This is a genomic window from Streptomyces sp. NPDC005574 (assembly GCF_040605435.1).
GTDB lineage: Bacteria > Actinomycetota > Actinomycetes > Streptomycetales > Streptomycetaceae > Streptomyces.
In genome coordinates this window covers 47,162-64,188 of the sequence record NZ_JBEXCW010000007.1, presented here as the reverse complement: position 1 = coordinate 64,188, position 17,027 = coordinate 47,162, and the positions used below count along the sequence as shown (strand labels likewise).

At 72.6% G+C, this 17,027-nt stretch carries 12 protein-coding genes; 7 read left to right on the top strand and 5 right to left on the bottom strand.

Annotated features, from left to right (window positions below; all coding sequences use genetic code 11):
- Positions 1-8 precede the first annotated feature (8 nt).
- Positions 9-5,177: a hypothetical protein gene (locus ABZT03_RS07515; protein ID WP_356034847.1), complete on the bottom strand. Its 5,169-nt coding sequence runs from the start codon at positions 5,175-5,177 to the stop codon at positions 9-11.
- A 246-nt stretch (positions 5,178-5,423) separates the two neighbouring features.
- Here ABZT03_RS07515 and ABZT03_RS07510 point away from each other — a divergent pair, with 246 nt between their 5' ends.
- Positions 5,424-5,963: a hypothetical protein gene (locus ABZT03_RS07510; RefSeq protein WP_356034845.1), complete on the top strand. Its 540-nt coding sequence runs from the start codon at positions 5,424-5,426 to the stop codon at positions 5,961-5,963.
- Here the strand turns inward: ABZT03_RS07510 and ABZT03_RS07505 are convergent.
- The 3 genes from ABZT03_RS07505 to ABZT03_RS07495 all read right to left on the bottom strand — a co-directional run bounded on the left by ABZT03_RS07505 (position 5,956) and on the right by ABZT03_RS07495 (position 9,239).
- Positions 5,956-7,128 carry a serine hydrolase domain-containing protein gene (locus ABZT03_RS07505; RefSeq protein WP_356034842.1) on the bottom strand — a complete coding sequence of 391 codons (1,173 nt, stop codon included), beginning with the start codon at positions 7,126-7,128 and terminating at the stop codon, positions 5,956-5,958. The two genes, ABZT03_RS07510 and ABZT03_RS07505, sit on opposite strands and share 8 nt — an antisense overlap.
- A 270-nt stretch (positions 7,129-7,398) precedes the next feature.
- Entirely contained in the window at positions 7,399-8,115 is a 717-nt protein-coding gene (locus tag ABZT03_RS07500; RefSeq protein ID WP_356034839.1) for a glycerophosphodiester phosphodiesterase, read from the bottom strand.
- A 62-nt stretch (positions 8,116-8,177) separates the two neighbouring features.
- On the bottom strand, positions 8,178-9,239 hold the full coding sequence (locus ABZT03_RS07495; protein ID WP_356034837.1) for an adenosine deaminase: 1,062 nt from the start codon (positions 9,237-9,239) through the stop codon (positions 8,178-8,180).
- Positions 9,240-9,388: 149 nt separating this feature from the next.
- Here ABZT03_RS07495 and ABZT03_RS07490 point away from each other — a divergent pair, with 149 nt between their 5' ends.
- Complete coding sequence (locus tag ABZT03_RS07490) at positions 9,389-10,369, top strand: DUF4190 domain-containing protein (RefSeq protein ID WP_356034834.1); 981 nt, start codon at positions 9,389-9,391, stop codon at positions 10,367-10,369.
- A 138-nt stretch (positions 10,370-10,507) separates the two neighbouring features.
- On the opposite strand, the gene ABZT03_RS07485 is transcribed toward ABZT03_RS07490, so the two are convergent.
- A complete protein-coding gene (locus ABZT03_RS07485) occupies positions 10,508-11,077 on the bottom strand; it encodes an NADAR family protein (protein ID WP_356034831.1) in 570 nt (189 codons plus the stop codon).
- 207 nt (positions 11,078-11,284) lie between these two features.
- On the opposite strand from ABZT03_RS07485, the gene ABZT03_RS07480 reads away from it, so the two are divergent.
- The 5 genes from ABZT03_RS07480 to ABZT03_RS07460 are packed head-to-tail and all read left to right on the top strand — an operon-like array spanning position 11,285 to position 17,016.
- Positions 11,285-12,820 (top strand): gamma-aminobutyraldehyde dehydrogenase, encoded by a 1,536-nt coding sequence (locus tag ABZT03_RS07480; RefSeq protein ID WP_356034829.1) that lies wholly within the window; start codon positions 11,285-11,287, stop codon positions 12,818-12,820.
- A gap of 55 nt (positions 12,821-12,875) precedes the next feature.
- Positions 12,876-14,123, top strand: a complete 1,248-nt coding sequence (locus ABZT03_RS07475) for a spermidine/putrescine ABC transporter substrate-binding protein (RefSeq protein ID WP_356034826.1) — start codon at positions 12,876-12,878, stop codon at positions 14,121-14,123.
- Entirely contained in the window at positions 14,120-15,286 is a 1,167-nt protein-coding gene (locus ABZT03_RS07470) for an ABC transporter ATP-binding protein (RefSeq protein ID WP_356034824.1), read from the top strand. The genes ABZT03_RS07475 and ABZT03_RS07470 overlap by 4 nt, the downstream gene beginning before the upstream one ends.
- The gene (locus ABZT03_RS07465) at positions 15,286-16,215 is read left to right on the top strand and encodes an ABC transporter permease (protein ID WP_356034821.1); all 930 of its coding nucleotides are present in this window, start codon (positions 15,286-15,288) and stop codon (positions 16,213-16,215) included. The genes ABZT03_RS07470 and ABZT03_RS07465 overlap by 1 nt, the downstream gene beginning before the upstream one ends.
- Positions 16,216-17,016 (top strand): ABC transporter permease, encoded by an 801-nt coding sequence (locus ABZT03_RS07460; protein WP_356034818.1) that lies wholly within the window; start codon positions 16,216-16,218, stop codon positions 17,014-17,016. It begins immediately after the preceding gene.
- Positions 17,017-17,027: the final 11 nt, after the last annotated feature.

Sequence of the window (17,027 nt, the reverse complement as noted above, 5' to 3'; positions counted from 1 at the left end):
CGCGGGGTTCACGGGGCCGGCGGCGGGACCGCCCGGCCGGTTCCCAGATGGTGGTCGGGGTCCTGGAGCCGTCCGCCCTGGGCGGCCAGCATGCGGCGGACGGCGGGCTCCGGCATACGGATCACCACCGGCGTGGGCAGCGTGATCTCCCGTACCGCCGTGCCGGTGCGCGAGGTGCGGACCCGGTCGGTCACCCGGGCCACCACCCTGACGTCGAGCGTGAACTGCACCAGGACCGAGGCGAGTTTCGGCTTGTGCAGCGGCATCGAGCCGGCCGAGTTGACCGCGCCGTCGGACGTGCCGCCCGAGCCGTCGGAGTTGCCCATCAGCTGGTTGAGGCGGAACTCGTCCGCGTTGAGCAGACCCGCGCCCGCCAGGCCCCGCGCGGCCCGGCCCCGGTCGGTGGAGCTCACGCCGTCCGTCTGCGTGGGACGGGGTGCGTCCAGGTGGCTCTGGCCCACCGTCTCGAAGGTCATCTTGTCGCCGACGCCCAGCACCCGACCGTTCCTGAGCCGCGCGTGCACCGAGGCCCGCAGGTCCTGGCCCGTGGCGCCGCTCGCATGCACCGGCGGCAGGTCCGCCCCGGCGGTGGTCAGCAGCGGCAGCGCGGCGATCAGCCACTCGGTGGAGACCGCCTCCTGCAGCGTGTGGGCCGCCGCCTGGCCCCGGTCCCCGAACCGGTCGCCGCCGCCCGCCTGCCGTACCGCGGAGTTCACCAACTCCCGTACCCGGGGAGCCCCCTGGAAGCCGTTCACCTGGGCCTCCATCGGCAGCCGCACGCCGTCCGCGCGCCAGGCGCCGAGCCCGGCCGCCGGGTCGCCGGCCACCGCGCGCGGGCCCTGGCCGGCCCGCAGCGCGTCCGCCCGGGGGGCGGACACCCGGGCGAGGGCCGCCAGATCCTTCTCCGGTGCCCGGTGGGTCAGCGTCAGGCCGTCCATCCGTGCGAGGCCCAGCCGGGTGCCGCCCCGGTACAGCTCCAGGCTCGCCCGGATCGGCATCCGGGTCCTCGCCGACTTCGCGGTGGACGCCTCCGCGACCGTCTTCATGCCGAGCTGGCCGCGACTCGCCTCGCCGGCGCGCCGCGAGTCGCCCGACGCGAGGCCGAGGCCGGCCCCGCCGCCCAGGCTCTTCAGCTGTCCCGCCCCGGCCTCCGGTTTGCCGGAGCCCGCGAGGACGCCCTCCACGCCGGTCACCGCGCTCTCGTCCCGGGAGGTGGCCTGTTGCGCGACGGCCGAGGTGATGTACTCCATGTCCCGGCCGTCCTCCGCAGGACCGGCCGGTGTGGCGTTCCCCACGCGGTCGACCTTGAAGACCGCCCAGTAGGGCGTTCTGCGCCCGTCGAACAGCTCGACGGTGACCCCGCCGTCCATCGCGCCGGACAGCAGCCCGGCCGCGCCGTCGCGGTCCAGGACCCGCAGCAGGCGCTGCACGTTGTCGTTGCGGTCCTTGAGCTGCTGCCTGGGCAGCAGGTCCTCGGCCAGGCCGGGGCGGTCGCCGCGCGCGAGACGCGAGCGCAGCGACTCCAGCAGCGGTACGAAGTCGGGCAGCTCCTCGATCATGCCGAAGCCGAGGGGGAGGCCGCGGGGGAGGACGGGCCCGGCCGGGACGCCCCCGGAGGAGCCGACGCCGTCCGTGCCCGCCGGCCGCTGCCGGCCGTCCACCGGGCCCGCGGCCCGCTCGCCGCTGGAGGCGGCCCGCTCGCCGTCGCGGCCGGCCCGTTCGGCGGCCGCACGGGAGCTCTCCGCCACGCTGCCGTCCCGCGGCGACGGCGTCGCGGCCTTCCGCTCCGCGTCCCGCTTCGCCTTCCGCTCCCCCTCCTGTTCCAGCTGCCGGCGGACCGACGCCGGCAGCTGGGCCTCCGTCAGCCACACCGCGGCCTCGGCCGGCAGGGTGCGCGCCTCCTTCGCCACGTACGGGCCGCCCCCGGTGACCTGGACCTCCGCCACCATGTTCACCAGCAGGTCGCACTGGACCAGGTACAGCGGCGCCTTCTTCGGCGTGTGGGCGTTGCGCTCGACCGTGCCGGAGACACCGGACGACTCGGCGCCGCCCCTGCCCGTGGTCCGGAACGCCGACAGGCCCTGGCCGGTGCGCCACTCGGGGCCGTTCTCCGTGCCGGTGGCGCCGGCCTGCACCGTGGTGGTGACGCTCTGCCCCTGCTGGCCGGCGGCCTGGTGCCCGCCGAGCACGAAGGTCTCCGTGCCGGGTCCCGCGCCCCGGTGCAGGAACTTCGGGTTGGTGAGGGTGAGCCGGGTGCCGACCGCGCCGTTCAGGGCGGCGAGGCGGCGCGGATAGCGGAGGTTCTTCACCACCCAGCCGGACGAGGCGGCCTGGCGCAGCGCGGCCGTGATCGCCTGCGGGGCGAGCCGCTCCTCGACCGCCAGCCGCGGGGCGAGCCCCTCCGCCGCCAGCGCGGGGTCCTCCCGTACGCCCTTGTTGCGGGCGGCGGCCCTCGACAGCAGGCGCAGCGCCAGGTCCCGGACGGGCTGTCCGTCGCCGAGGGTCTCCACCAACTGCCAGTCCCGCAGCACCTCTCCGGTGGAGGGGCGGGGCACCAGCGCGGCCAGGTCGCCGATGCCGGTGGCGGCGACGTCCCAGTCGGGGCGCGGGGCCTGCGCGCGGCGCCCGCCGGCCACCGCCCGCTGCCGCTGCCTGCCCTCGTCGTCCAGGGTGAACTCCGCGGGTGTGACCAGCCGTACGTCCTGCTCCTCCAGATGCAGCCCCGCCAGCGTCTTCGGCTCCGGCACGTCCCGTCCCGGTGCGCCGGGGGTGAGGCCGCGGGCGAGCTTGCGCGGCCGGGAGGTCATCGTCACGCCCACGTCCAGGCGCAGGGCGGCCCCGAAGGTGGCGGCCGTCTCGGAACCGTTGGTGAGCAGGTCGGTGCGGGTGGTGGGGCCGGCCTGGTTGCGGCGGGTGCCGGTGCTGTGCCGCTCGTAGCGGGCCGCGCCGGTCAGCACGCCGGGGACCAGCCGGACCTGGCCGAGGACCAGCCCGCCGATGGAGCGTGAACTGCTGCGTCCGCTCTGCGCGTTGCTGGTGACACCGGAGTGGCTGCGGACCATCCAGTCCTTGGTGTCGCCGAGATACCCCGTCTCGCGCAGGGCGCCCTTGACGCGGATCTGCACGTCGTGGGCGTGCAACGTGGTCTTGCGGCGCAGCCGCACCCGGATGCCGGTGGACAGCAACTGGTCCTTGTTGACCCGTAGGTTGGTCTCCGACAGCGCGGTCATCAGCTCGCGGTGGTTGTCCCGCTGGGCCTCCGCCTCCTCCCTGCTGGTGTGCGCGCCGGGCGGGGTGAGGCCGAAGGCCGGGAGATAGCCGGCCAGCCGCGGGTCGGTGGCGAACAGTTCCTGTACGGCCCGCACCATGGGGCCGGTGTCGAGCCGGCTGAGGGCGACGCTGGAGCCCATGGCGCCGAAGGGCAGATGGCGTTCGACGTCCACCTCCCGGCCGTATCCGTCGGTCACCTTCTCGCCGTTCTCGTCGGTCCGCTTCGGCTTCTCGACGAACTCGCCCGCCGCGGTGCCCGGTGGCAGCGGCAGCCCGAGTTCCCGCGCCTCGTCGGCCCGCAGGCTCATCCACACCTTCATGGAGTGCTCAGCGACCCGGGTGCTGGGATCGAGGACCATCCGCGCCGAACGGGGGCCGGTGCCCTCCACGGTGAACCTCACGGTCGCCGTGTAGAGCACCTTCTCGCCGCGTACCTCGGCGCCCTGGCGGCTCGACACCGTCTGCTCGTTCACGGTGAACCGCGCCTTGCGTGCGCCCGCGACGGGCATGGCCGTACCGCGGACGACGGCAGCGTTGCCGGCCGCTCCGAGGCCGATCGCCGGGCCCAGCCCGGCGGTGAGGGCCCGCCCCTTGCCCGCGGAGTCGGTGACCGTGCTCTGCGTCTGCTGGTGGGTGCGCAACTGCGTCTTGCCGGTGCTCCAGGCGGGGGAGAGGCCGCTGATCGCGGCGCGCATCCGATAACTGCCCGCGCTCCGGCCGTCCTTGGCGTGCAGGTCCTCGCCGGTGACGCCGTCGCGCAGCAGCCGGGGCATGTCCTCCAGGACGGTGGCCGTCGAGGTCGCCCGGTACAGCCGGGCCAGGCCGGGCGCGCCCGGTGCGGTGAGCGAGGGGTGCAGCACGGAGGCGACCGCGTCGAAGAGGCCGCCGCCGCCCCGGTGCGGTGCGGCGGTGTCGCTCACGCCGAGCGGGGCGAGGGAGTCGGCGAGCGAGACGGCCCGCGCGGTGTCCGCGGTGACGGGTCGCGGGGCGTGGGGCGCGGTGGTGCCGACGGGCACCAGGTGCTCCACCGGCACCCGCTGGGTGAGGGTGCCCACGTCCTGGAAGGTCTGCGCGTTCGAGGTGCCGTGCTTCTTGACCCGCACCTCGTAGCGCACCGCGCGGGGTACCTCCACCGAGCCCTTGTCGCTGCGCAGGACCCGCGGTTCGGCCACGGTGCGCAGGCCGCGGGACTCCCGGGAGGACTGCCAGGGCTGCGCGTTGCCGGTGGCGGCGGCGCCCACCCAGACACCGGGGGCGACCGGCGCGAGCCCGAAGGCCAGACCGCCCGCGCCCTTGCTGGAGGAGCCGCCGGCCGTGGTGCTGACCCCGGCGGAGGTGTTGTGCTGGACGTCGACCTTGGTGTCCTTGCCCTCCGCGTCCTCCAGTTCGGCCTGCGGCACCCCGTCCCGGCCCGGAGAGGCGGTGGCCAGCTGCCCCGGGGGCTGGAAGACGGGCGGCTTGTCGCCGGGGGCGCGGGAGATCCGCACGGTGACGTCGTACGACTCCTTGCCCCGCCCGCCCTCGACGGCGAAGGCGCGGCCCGCTCCGAAGAAGCTCTCCGGCCGTCCGGCGAGGTCGGCGGCGAGGGCGGCGACGGTGCCCCCGCCGTGACCCACGACGGAGGCCACCGCGTGCCGCACGAACTCGTGCCCGGTCAGCCCGTACGCCGTGGACAGCCCGCCCGTCTCCAGCTCCATCAGGTACGGCGGCAGCACGAACCCGGTCTCCGTGCGCTCCTCGACCGCCGGCAGCGGGGCGGGGACGCGCTGCCGGCCGGTGGTCCGCGCCGATCCGGACCGGCCGCGCCGCACGGCCTGCGAGGTGGCCGCGTTGCCCGCGGCCTGCTGGATGGCGAGCAGCGCCCGGGGCGGGGCGGCGACGGGCGGCGGGCCGGTGGTGCGGGGCACCCGGGGTGCCGCCTGAGAAGCCTCGGTCCTGCCGTCCCCTGACTGCCCCTGTGTCCGCACGACGTCAACGTAGCCACCGTCCGCGCAGGTCGGGGGGTGTCCGAGCAGGGCTGGGCTGTTCGCCTTCCGGGGCACACCGGGGAGTCAACTCCCGTACACCTGACGGCCTTCTGAGGCCGCCGCGGCACCTGTGGCCGCCCCGAACACGGAATTGAACGCGTTCAATTCCAGGCGTACGCTGTCCCCATGAGCGACAGAGCCGCCCTGCTCAAGGGCATTCGCGCCTGGCTGGCCTTCTTCGTCGTCTGCCTGGTGCTCAGCGGCGCCACCGCCTTCCCCCTGGTACACGAACTGCGCTGGACCGAGGACCTGCTCCGGGCGCTGTCCGTCCCGGAGCACGTCCCGGCCCTGACCGACTGGATCGGGCACGTCCGGCGCGGACTCGACACCGCCGACGCCGACTACCCGTTCCTCCTCTACGGCACCGACTGGCTGGCCTTCGCCCATCTGGTGATCGCCGTCGCCTTCTACGGCCCCTACCGCGACCCGGTCCGCAACGTCTGGGTCGTCGAGGTCGGGATGATCGCCTGCGCCGGGATCATCCCGCTCGCACTGATCTGCGGCCCGCTGCGGGACATCCCCTTGTGGTGGTCGGTGATCGACATGTCGTTCGGCGTGTTCGGAGTGATCCCGCTGTACGTCGTACGGAAGAGGATCCGGGCCCTGGAGGCCCTGGAGAATGCGACGGCGCCCACCATGAACACCAGTCCGGCGGCGGCTACTTGAGGGCGGCCCGCGCGATCCGCTCGGTGACCGGGTTCATCCCCTCGCCCTTCGCGTCGGTCGCGCCGACGGACAGCACCAGCGTGCGGGACAGGTCACGGGTCGCGGCGAGCAGCGTGCCGTAGCCGTAACGGGCGCCCGACTTGAGCCAGTAGACCCGCCCGCCGAACTCGAACCGCTGCAGCCCGGCGCTCATGGTGGCGCCGTCGATCCCCGCCGGGAGGGTGAACATCTCCCGCAGCTGCGGCCGGGGGACGAGGTCGCCGCGGAACAGCCGGGTCACCAGGCGCTCCAGGTCGGCGGTGGTGGAGATCATGTCGCCCGCCGCGAACCGGTCCGCCTGGTTCCAGTCCGTGACGTCCACGAACTCCTCCGTCCCGTCGGCCCGTTCCACCTTCTGGTAGCCGTGGTTGTGCGGGCCGCGGATGCGGGGGTCGGTGCCGGGGAAGTACGTGTCCCGCATCCCCGCGGGCCGCAGCACCCGCCGGGTGGCCTCCGAGGCGTACGACCGCCCCGTCACCTTCTCCACGAGCAGACCGAGCACCGTGTAGTTGATGTTCAGGTAGTGCTGCTGCGTGCCCGGTGCGAACTCCGGCCCCTTCGCCGCCGCCGACGCCACGACCGTCCGCGGCGACAGGGTGTCGAAGCGGTGCGCGTACTGGTCCTCGAAGGAGTCCCCGAAGCCGTCGCCCGCCGGGATGCCGCTCGTGTGGTTCAGCAGCTGCCGTACGGTGACCCCGGCGAAACGCGGGCCGAGCAACCCTGGAAGGTAGTGCGCCACGGGCGTGCCCAGGCCGATCCGGCCCTTTGCCGCGAGCTGGAGCACGAGGGCCGCCGTCACCACCTTCGTCGTCGACCCGGCGCGGAAGCGGGCGTCCGGGTCGGCCGCGCGGCCGCTCTCCAGGTCGTGCACGCCCGCGCTGCCGCGCCAGCTGCCGTCAGTACCGCCGACCCGTACGAGGGCGGCGGTGGCGTCCGCGTCCGGGAGCCCGTCGAGCGCGGCCCGCAGGGCGGCGGCGTCCGGCCCGGCCGCGGTGCCGTGCGCGGTCGCCGTCCCCCGCGCGGCGGCCGGCCCCGGCGCGGCGAACACCGGCGCGGCCAGCGGACCGGCCCCCAGGGCCAGGGCGAGCGAGGCGGCGAGGACGGTGGTACGACGGCGAACACGCATGGGCTGCTCCAGGGTGAGAGGGGCCGAGGGGGTTGCGATCAGCCTCCGCCCTCTCACGACCGGCGGGATCATCACCCGGGACGACCACCGCCCCTGGCGTATCCCCGACCAAGTTCCGCACCCAGTAAGGGTGTTGTGGGGGGAGCGCCCCTAAGGGGGCTGAGAAACCCTTGTCACACCCTCGAAGGGCGCGGCGCAGCCGCCGCTTCGGGGGCGCGGGGAACGGCGCGCCGAGCCACGACGCACCCGCAGCCACGCCACCACCACGACTCAGCGCCCGGACCGCCCCCCGGCCTCCCCACCCCGCAACGCGTGCAGCACATCGACCCGGTTGGTAGTGATCGAGTCGACACCCGCGTCGAGAAGCCGCCGCATCGACCGCCGAGTGTCGGGCGTCCACACGGACAGCAGGTACCCGTCCCGGTGGACCCGGTCGGCCAACTCCCGTGACACCAGCCCGAACCGGTAGTTGAGCCACCGCGGCCGCACCGCAGCGAGCAGCGCAGCCCGCGGCGGCGCGACCGTCTTCCAGGTCAGCGCGATCTCGGCGGCCGGGTCGGCCGCCCGCACGGCGAGCATGGCCGGCGCGTCCGCGCAGTAGTACACCCACTCCCCGGCCCCGCACTCCCGCACGACGTCCACAATCCGCCGTACCGCCGACCGGCTCGGCGCCCCCGGCAGGTCGAGCATCAGCCGGCTCCCGTCGGCCGCGGCGAGCGCCTCGGCCAGTGTCGGCACCCCGCCCCCGGTCAGCCCGCGCACCTCGGCCGCCGAGAGGGAGTGCAGCGGCCGGTCGAGTTCCCACAGCCGCTTCAGCGTCTCGTCGTGCAGTAGCACCGGCACACCGTCGCGGGTGAGCCGTACGTCGACCTCGACGGCGTCCGCCCCCCGGCTCAGCGCGGAACGCAGCGAGTCGAGCGTGTTCTCCCGGGCGCGGTAGGGGTCGCCGCGGTGGGCCACGGCGGTCACGTTCTGCGGGGACGTCATGGCGACGGAGCTCTCCGATGCGAGGACGGGTGCGGGTGCGGCTGCGAGGGGGGCGGCGGGGCTCAGGGGGCGAGCCATGCCGAGGTGTACGCGTCGATCTCGTCCCTGATCCGGGTCTTCCCGGCCCCGCTCAGGAAGGATGCCTCGACCCCGTCCTTGGCCAGGTCGGCCACGCCCCGCTCGTCGAGGTCGAGGAGCCGGGCGGCGACGGCGTACTCGTTGTTGAGGTCGGTGCCGAACATCGGCGGGTCGTCCGAGTTGACGGTCACCAGGACCCCGGCCGCCACGAACTCCTTGATCGGGTGCTCGTCGAGGGTGCGGACCGCGCGGGTGGCGATGTTGGAGGTGGGGCAGACCTCCAGCGCGATGCGGTGCTCGGCGAGGTGGGCGAGCAGCTTGGGGTCCCGGGCGGAACTGGTGCCGTGTCCGACCCGCTCGGCCCGCAGGTCGGTCAGCGCGTCCCACACGGTCTCGGGGCCGGTCGTCTCGCCGGCGTGCGGCACCGACCGCAGTCCGGCGGCGATGGCCCGGTCGAAGTACGGCTTGAACTGCGGGCGCGGTACGCCGATCTCGGGGCCGCCGAGACCGAACGACACCAGTCCCTCGGGGCGTACCCGGTCGTCGGTGGCGAGCCGTACGGTCTCCTCGGCCGCTTCGAGCCCGGCCTCGCCGGGAATGTCGAAGCACCAGCGCAGCACGGTCCCGAACTCGGCCTCGGCGGCCTTGCGCGCGTCCTCGATGGCGTCCATGAACGCCCGCTCGTCGATACCGCGCCGGGTCGAGGAGAACGGCGTGATGGTCAGCTCGGCGTAGCGCACCTGCTGACGGGCCAGGTCGCGGGCCACCTCGTAGGTGAGGAGCCGGACGTCCTCCGGGGTACGGATCAGGTCGACGACGGACAGGTACACCTCGATGAAGTGGGCGAAGTCCGTGAACGTGAAGTAATCGACCAGCGCCTCGGGGTCGGTCGGCACCCTGGAGTCGGGGTGGCGGGCGGCCAGTTCGGAGACGATGCGGGGGGAGGCGGAGCCGACGTGGTGGACGTGCAGTTCGGCCTTGGGCAGGGACGCGATGAACGCGTGCAGGTCGCGCGGTACGCCGGGGTCGACAAGGCGGTCGGTCAAGGGTCCTCCCCAAAAACGGCGTCCCCGGCCGGTGTACGGCGGGACGCGGGTGATCGGCTGATCGGTGACTCGGGATCATCGTAGGCCGGAGGCACACACGCGGGCGGCGCCGCATAGCATGACGCCACGCACAACGGAGGGGGCCCACGATGTCCGACGACGCGCAGCCGCCGAACGCGCCCGTGGGCACGGGGGACCGACCACCCGCCGGCAAGGTCCCGCTCGACAAGCCGGCCCGGCCGGGCGACGCGGCGGCCCCGGCACCGGCCCCCTGGCCGGCGCCGGCGAGCGGCGGCGCCCCCGGCACCGGCACCGGCACCCCGGCCGGACCACCGCCCACCGTGCACGACCAGCAGACCGTCACCGCTCTCCCCGGTCCCTACGGCACCCCTCCGGCGCACACCCCGCCGGTCGACGCCTCACCGGCCCCGTGGGCGTCCCCGTTCGCCGCACCGAACCAGTCCGCCCCGGCCACTCCGGCGAACGGCTCGGCGGGACCGAACGGCCGATCCGGCGCGAACGGCCAGGGCGTCAACCCCTTCGCCCCACCCCAGCAGGGCGCCGCACCCCAGCACGGCGCTCAGTCCCAGCACGGCGCTCAGCCGAACCCCTTCGCCCCGCCGCATTCCTCCGCACCGGCCCACGGTCCCGCCGGCCCGTTCCCCCCGCCCGCCGCCCCCTACCCCCAGGGGGAGCCGGTGCCCCCGCCGCCGATCGCCCCCGACGGCCCCGGCCAGGTCCTCTACGGCTACCCGGCCCAGCCTTCCTACGGCGGCTACGACGGCTACCCGGGCCAGAGCGGACACGGCGGCCCGGGCGGAGCGCACGCCCCGCGGTCCCAGGGCGCCGGGGCGTACTACGGCTGGTCCGGCCTGACCCCGCAGCCGAGCAACGGCCTGGGCACGGCCGGTCTCGTGCTCGGCATCGTCTCGTCCGTCCTCTTCTGCCTGGGGCCGCTCGCCATCCCCCTGGGCATCCTCGCGGTGATCTTCGGTCTGGTCGCCCGGGGGAGGGCCCGCCGAGGGGAGGCGACCAACCCGGGCCAGGCCCTCGCCGGGATCATCTGCGGCTCGGTGGGCATCGTCGCCGGCCTGGTGATCAGCGCGCTCCTGATAGCGAAAGGGAGCTAGCGACCGGCCGCCCCTGCCCCGCACCGGAGCGCCGTACAAGAAGCCGGAGAAGCCGCGGAAGCCCGAGAGATACAGGAAGGCCGAGAGGCCCAGGAAGGCCGAGAGGCCCGGAAAGCCAGGGCCCCGACGAGGCCCCCGTCAGCCCTCGGCCGTCTCGCCCCCCAGTCTCTCCCTGGCCTCCATCAGCGCGAAGCCCAGCAGGTTCGGCCCCCGCCACCGCTCCGGGTCCGTCGCCGCCTCGTCGCCCGCGGCCAGTCCGATGCCCCACACCCGGTCCAGCGGGCTCGCCTCCACGAGGACCCTCTCCCCGGTGCCCAGCAGGAAGTCCCGCAGGGCGGGGTCCGCGGCGAACTTCCGCACGCTGCCCTCGACCACGAGGGCGAACCGCTCCCGCTCCCACACCGCCTCGTCGAAGCCGCGCACGAGCCGGCCTGCCTTCTTCGCCTCGGCGGGATGTCTCGCGGCGAGCACCCGCCCGGCCGCCTCGGCGTCCCCGAACAGCCGGGCCTTGCCGGCCATCATCCAGTGCTCGGCGGTCGCGTAGACCACGGAGTCGGCCACGAACGGTGACGGCCACCACTGGCTGAGACAGCTCGCGCCGACCTGTCCGTCCGCCCGCGGCCGGTGCCCCCAGAAGTGCAGATACCTGACCCGTGCCCCCGCGCGGACCTCGCTGACCAGCGTGTCCCAGGAGTCGATCTTCCCCATGCACGCGAGTGTGGCACGCACCACTGACACTCCGTCCTCCCTTTTCCTCGCCGACTCGACACCTGGTCGACAGATTCCGTCGCGTAACCAAAAGGCAACAACGGAATCACTTGTTGGAGTCCCTTTGCTCTGTCAGGATCGGCACTCAAATCAAGCTGGAGCTACGCCACCCGCCCTCAGGTTCGGGCACCGGCGGAGGAGAGCGACATGCACAAACCGGGCAACGCCACCCCGAGCCGGTTCCCGGCCCGGGACCGCTTCGCGGACGGCGCGCAGTTCATCGCGGGCCGTCCGGCCAAGGGCACCTCCGGCCGTACGCACACGGTCGTCGACCCGGCCACCGGCGAGGACGTCCTCACGTACGAGCTGGCCGGCACCGCCGACGTGGACGCGGCGGTCGCCGCGGCGCGCGGGGCGTTCCCCGGCTGGGCCGCCACCACCCCCGGCGAGCGCTCCGACGCCCTGCACCGCTTCGCCGCCGTGCTCGCGGAGCGCGCCGAGGACTTCGCCCGCGCGGAGTCCCTGCAGTGCGGCAAGCCGCTCAAGCTGACCCGCGAGTTCGACGTGCCGGGGACCATCGACAACACCGCCTTCTTCGCCGGTGCCGCCCGTCATCTCCAGGGGCAGTCGGCCGGCGAGTACTCGGGTGACCACACCTCGTACGTCCGACGCGAACCGATCGGTGTCGTCGGCTCCATCGCGCCCTGGAACTATCCCCTCCAGATGGCCGCCTGGAAGATCCTTCCGGCGATCGCGGCGGGCAACACCGTGGTGCTCAAGCCCGCCGAGCTGACCCCGCTGACCTCCCTGCTGTTCGCGCGGGCCGCCACCGACGCGGGCATCCCGGACGGCGTGGTCAACATCGTCACCGGCACCGGCCTGGAGGCCGGTGAGCGCCTGGTCGGGCATCCCCACGTGGCCATGACCTCCTTCACCGGGTCCACCGCGGTGGGCAGGCGGGTGGCGGAGATCGCCACCGCGACCGTCAAGCGCCTGCACCTGGAGCTGGGCGGCAAGGCGCCCTTCGTGGTCTTCGACGACGCGGACCTGGAGGCGGCCGCCAACGGCGCCGTGGCGGGCGCGCTGATCAACACCGGCCAGGACTGCACGGCCGCCACCCGCGCGTACGTGCAGCGGCCCGTCTACGAGGAGTTCGTCGCCCGGACGGCGGCCCTCATGGACACCGTCCGGCTGGGCGACCCCTTCGCGGCCGGCACCGACCTCGGCCCGCTCATCTCGCACGTCCAGCGCGACCGGGTGGCGGGCTTCGTCGACCGGGCGCGGGCCTACGCGCGGGTGGTCACCGGCGGTGAGGTGCCCGAGGGTGATCTGAAGGACGGGGCGTACTACCGCCCCACCCTCATCACCGGCGCCGCGCAGGACAGCGAGATCGTCCAGGCCGAGATCTTCGGTCCTGTGCTGGTCGTTCTGCCGTTCGACGACGATGATGAGGGGATCCGGCTGGCCAACGACACCCCTTACGGGCTCGCCGCCTCCGCCTGGAGCCGTGACGTCTACCGGGCCAACCGCGCCACCCGCGAGATCCAGGCGGGCTGCGTGTGGGTCAACGACCACATCCCGATCATCAGCGAGATGCCCCACGGCGGGTACAAGGCGTCCGGCTTCGGCAAGGACATGTCCGCGTACTCGTTCGAGGAGTACACGCAGATCAAGCACGTGATGTTCGACAACACGGCGGTGGCCCGGAAGGACTGGCACCGCACCGTCTTCGGGGACCGATAGCAGAACAGGCCGCCCGACCCGCGGCCGCACACCCTCCCGAAAGGGCACCAAGCGCATGGAGCAGTACGAGCCCGACCGCCTGTCCCCGGCCCAGGTCTCCGCGATGCGGCGCAGCCTCCGCAACGGCAGGGCCTCCCTGACACGCCGCTCGATGCTGCGCGCCTCCGCCGGCGGCGCGCTGGCGGTCGGTGGACTGGGGGCACTGAGCGCCTGCGGCATCCCCGCGGCGGGCCAGACGCAGGGCGGTGTCTCCGCGGACGACCACTCGGCCACCGAGAAGAGCGTGAACTTCTCCAACTGGACCGAGTACATGGACGTCGACGACAGCGGCAAGCACCACCCGACGCTGGACGCCTTCACCGAACGCACCGGCATCAAGGTCAAGTACACCGAGGACATCAACGACAACAACGAGTTCTTCGGCAAGATCAAGCCGCAGCTCGCCGCCGGCCAGGACACCGGCCGGGACATCATCGTCCTCACCGACTGGCTGGCCGCCCGTCTCATCCGACTGGGGTGGGTGCAGAAGCTGGACTCCTCCCACCTCCCGCACGCCTACGCCAACCTGTCGGAGCAGTTCCGCGACCCGGACTGGGACCCGGGCCGCGCCTACTCCTACGTCTGGCAGGGCATCTCGACCGTCATCGCCTACAACAAGAAGGCGCTCGACGGCGTCGAGGTGAAGTCGATCTCCGACCTGCTCGACAACCCGAAGCTCAAGGGCCGCGTCGGCTTCCTGTCGGAGATGCGCGACACCATGGGCATGACGCTGCTGGACATGGGCAAGGACCCGGCGAACTTCACCGCCGACGACTACGACGCGGCGATCGCCCGGCTGCAGAAGGCCGTCGACAAGGGGCAGATCCGCCGCTTCACCGGCAACGACTACACCTCGGACCTGACCAGCGGCGACTTCGCCGCGTGCGTCGCCTGGGCCGGTGACGTCGTGCAGCTGAAGGCGGACAGCCCGGACATCGACTTCCTGATCCCGGACAGCGGATACATGACGTCGACCGACAACATGCTGATCCCCAACAAGGCGCGTCACAAGACGAACGCCGAACGGCTCATCGACTACTACTACGAGCCGAAGCCGGCCGCACAGCTCGCCGCGTACATCAACTACGTGTGTCCCGTCGACGGCGTGAAGCCCGAGCTGGCGAAGATCGACAAGGGGGCGGCGGACAACCCGCTGATCATCCCCGACAAGGCCATGGCCGCCAAGTCCCGTGCCTTCCGCTCCCTGAGCGCGAAGGAAGAGACGGCGTTCGAAGAGAAGTTCGCGAAGCTGACTGGGGCGTGACCACCGTGACGACGAACAGCACCGACCGCGGCGGCGACGTCCGCCTCTCGGGCATCAGCAAGACCTACGGCTCCTTCACCGCCGTACAGCCGCTGGACCTGACCGTCCCGCAGGGCTCGTTCTTCGCCCTCCTCGGCGCCTCCGGCTGCGGCAAGACCACCACCCTGCGGATGATCGCGGGACTGGAGGAACCTTCCTCCGGCACCGTCTTCCTCGGCGATCAGGAGGTGACCGCCCTGCCGCCGTACAAGCGGCCGGTGAACACCGTCTTCCAGTCCTACGCCCTCTTCCCGCACCTGGACATCTTCGAGAACGTCGCCTTCGGGCTGCGCAGGCGCGGCATCAAGTCGGTGAAGAAGCAGGTCGGCGAGATGCTGGACCTGGTACAGCTCGGCGAACAGGCCCGCAAGAAGCCGCACCAGCTCTCCGGCGGCCAGCAGCAGCGCGTCGCCGTCGCCCGGGCCCTGATCAACACGCCCAAGGTGCTCCTGCTCGACGAGCCGCTCGGCGCCCTCGACCTCAAGCTGCGCCGCCAGATGCAGCTGGAGCTCAAGCGCATCCAGACGGAGGTCGGCATCACCTTCGTGCACGTCACGCACGACCAGGAGGAGGCCATGACCATGGCCGACACGGTCGCCGTGATGAACGCGGGCCGTGTCGAGCAGCTCGGCTCGCCCGCCGACCTCTACGAGAACCCGCAGACGACGTTCGTCGCGAACTTCCTCGGCACCTCGAACCTGATCGAGGCGGAGGTCGACTCCCGGATCGGCGACGACATCGTCCTCGGAGCGGGCGGCGCCAAGCTCGTCCTGCCCGCGGCGCGCTGTTCCGCCCCGACGACCACCGGCGGCAAGGTGCTGGTCGGGGTCCGCCCGGAGAAGATCTCCCTCGCGCACGCCGACGAGGCCGGCGAGATCCCCGAGGGCCGCAACCGGATCACCGGCAGGATCGCCGACTCCAGTTTCATCGGCGTCTCCACGCAGTACGTCATCGACAGCCCCGTCTGCCCCGAGTTCGAGGTCTACGCCCAGAACATCGACCGCGACGCCCGGCTCGTGCCCGGCGCCGAGGTCGTCCTGCACTGGAACCCCGGGCACACCTTCGGCCTGGACGCGGCCCAGGACATCGACGCGGGCATCGACCTCGCGGAGGAGGCGGCCTGATGTCGACGCTCACCGAAGCACCCCCGCCGCTGTCCCCGACGGCCCCGGAGACCAAGCCGCCGCGCAAACGCGGCCGACTCGTCCCGTACTGGCTGCTGCTGCCCGGCCTGCTGTGGCTGATCGTGTTCTTCGCGCTGCCGATGGTCTACCAGGCCTCCACGTCCGTGCAGACGGGCTCCCTGGAGGAGGGCTACAAGGTCACCTGGCACTTCGCGACCTACTGGAACGCGCTGTCCGACTACTGGCCGCAGTTCCTGCGCTCGGTGCTGTACGCCGGTTCCGCCACGGTGCTGTGCCTGATCCTCGGCTACCCGCTCGCCTACCTGATCGCCTTCCGCGCGGGCCGCTGGCGGAACCTGATCATGATCCTGGTGATCGCGCCGTTCTTCACCAGCTTCCTGATCCGCACGCTGGCCTGGAAGACGATCCTCGCGGACGGCGGCCCGGTCGTCGGCGCCCTCAACACGCTGCACGTCCTGGACGTCACCAGCTGGCTCGGCATCACCGCCGGGGACCGGGTGCTGGCCACCCCGCTCGCGGTGATCTGCGGCCTGACGTACAACTTCCTGCCGTTCATGATCCTGCCGCTGTACAGCTCGCTGGAGCGCATCGACGGCCGGCTGCACGAGGCGGCCGGTGACCTGTACGCGCGGCCGGTCACGGTCTTCCGCAGGGTCACCTTCCCGCTCTCGATGCCGGGCGTGGTCTCCGGCACCCTGCTGACCTTCATCCCGGCGGCCGGCGACTACGTCAACGCGGACCTGCTCGGTTCCACCGACACCCGCATGGTCGGCAACGTCATCCAGACGCAGTTCCTGCGCATCCTGGACTACCCGACGGCCGCGGCGCTGTCGTTCATCCTGATGGCGGCGATCCTCGCCATGGTCACCGTCTACATCCGCAAGTCCGGCACGGAGGATCTGGTTTAAATGGCCTTCGTCAACTGGCTCAGGCGCCACTTCGTCGTCATCGCGGGACTGCTGACACTCGGCTATCTCCTGCTGCCGAACGTCGTGGTCACGGTGTTCTCCTTCAACAAGCCGAAGGGGCGCTTCAACTACGAGTGGCAGCAGTTCTCCACGGACGCCTGGAAGGACCCCTGCGGGGTCGCCGGCATGTGCGGTTCGCTGTCGCTCAGCCTCCAGATCGCCGTCTGGGCGACGATCGGTGCGACCGTCCTCGGCACGATGATCGCCTTCGCGCTGGTCCGCTACCGCTTCCGCGCCCGCGGCGCCGTGAACTCGCTGATCTTCCTGCCGATGGCGATGCCCGAGGTCGTCATGGCCGCCTCGCTGCTCACCCTGTTCCTCAACCTGGGCGCCCAGCTCGGCTTCTGGACCATCCTCATCGCGCACATCATGTTCTGCCTCAGCTTCGTCGTCACGGCCGTGAAGGCGCGGGTCATGTCGATGGACCCGCGGCTGGAGCAGGCCGCGCAGGACCTGTACGCCGGTCCGCTGCAGACCTTCCTGCGGGTGACCCTGCCGATCGCGGCCCCCGGCATCGCGGCGGGCGCGCTGCTGGCCTTCGCGCTCTCCTTCGACGACTTCATCATCACCAACTTCAACGCGGGCTCGACCGTCACCTTCCCCATGTTCGTGTGGGGTTCGGCGCAGCGCGGCACGCCCGTCCAGATCAACGTGATCGGTACGACGATGTTCCTCGTCGCCGTGCTGCTCGTGCTGGTCTCGATGCTCCTCGGCAACCGCCGCAACCGCCAGAAGGCATAACCGCGAGATCC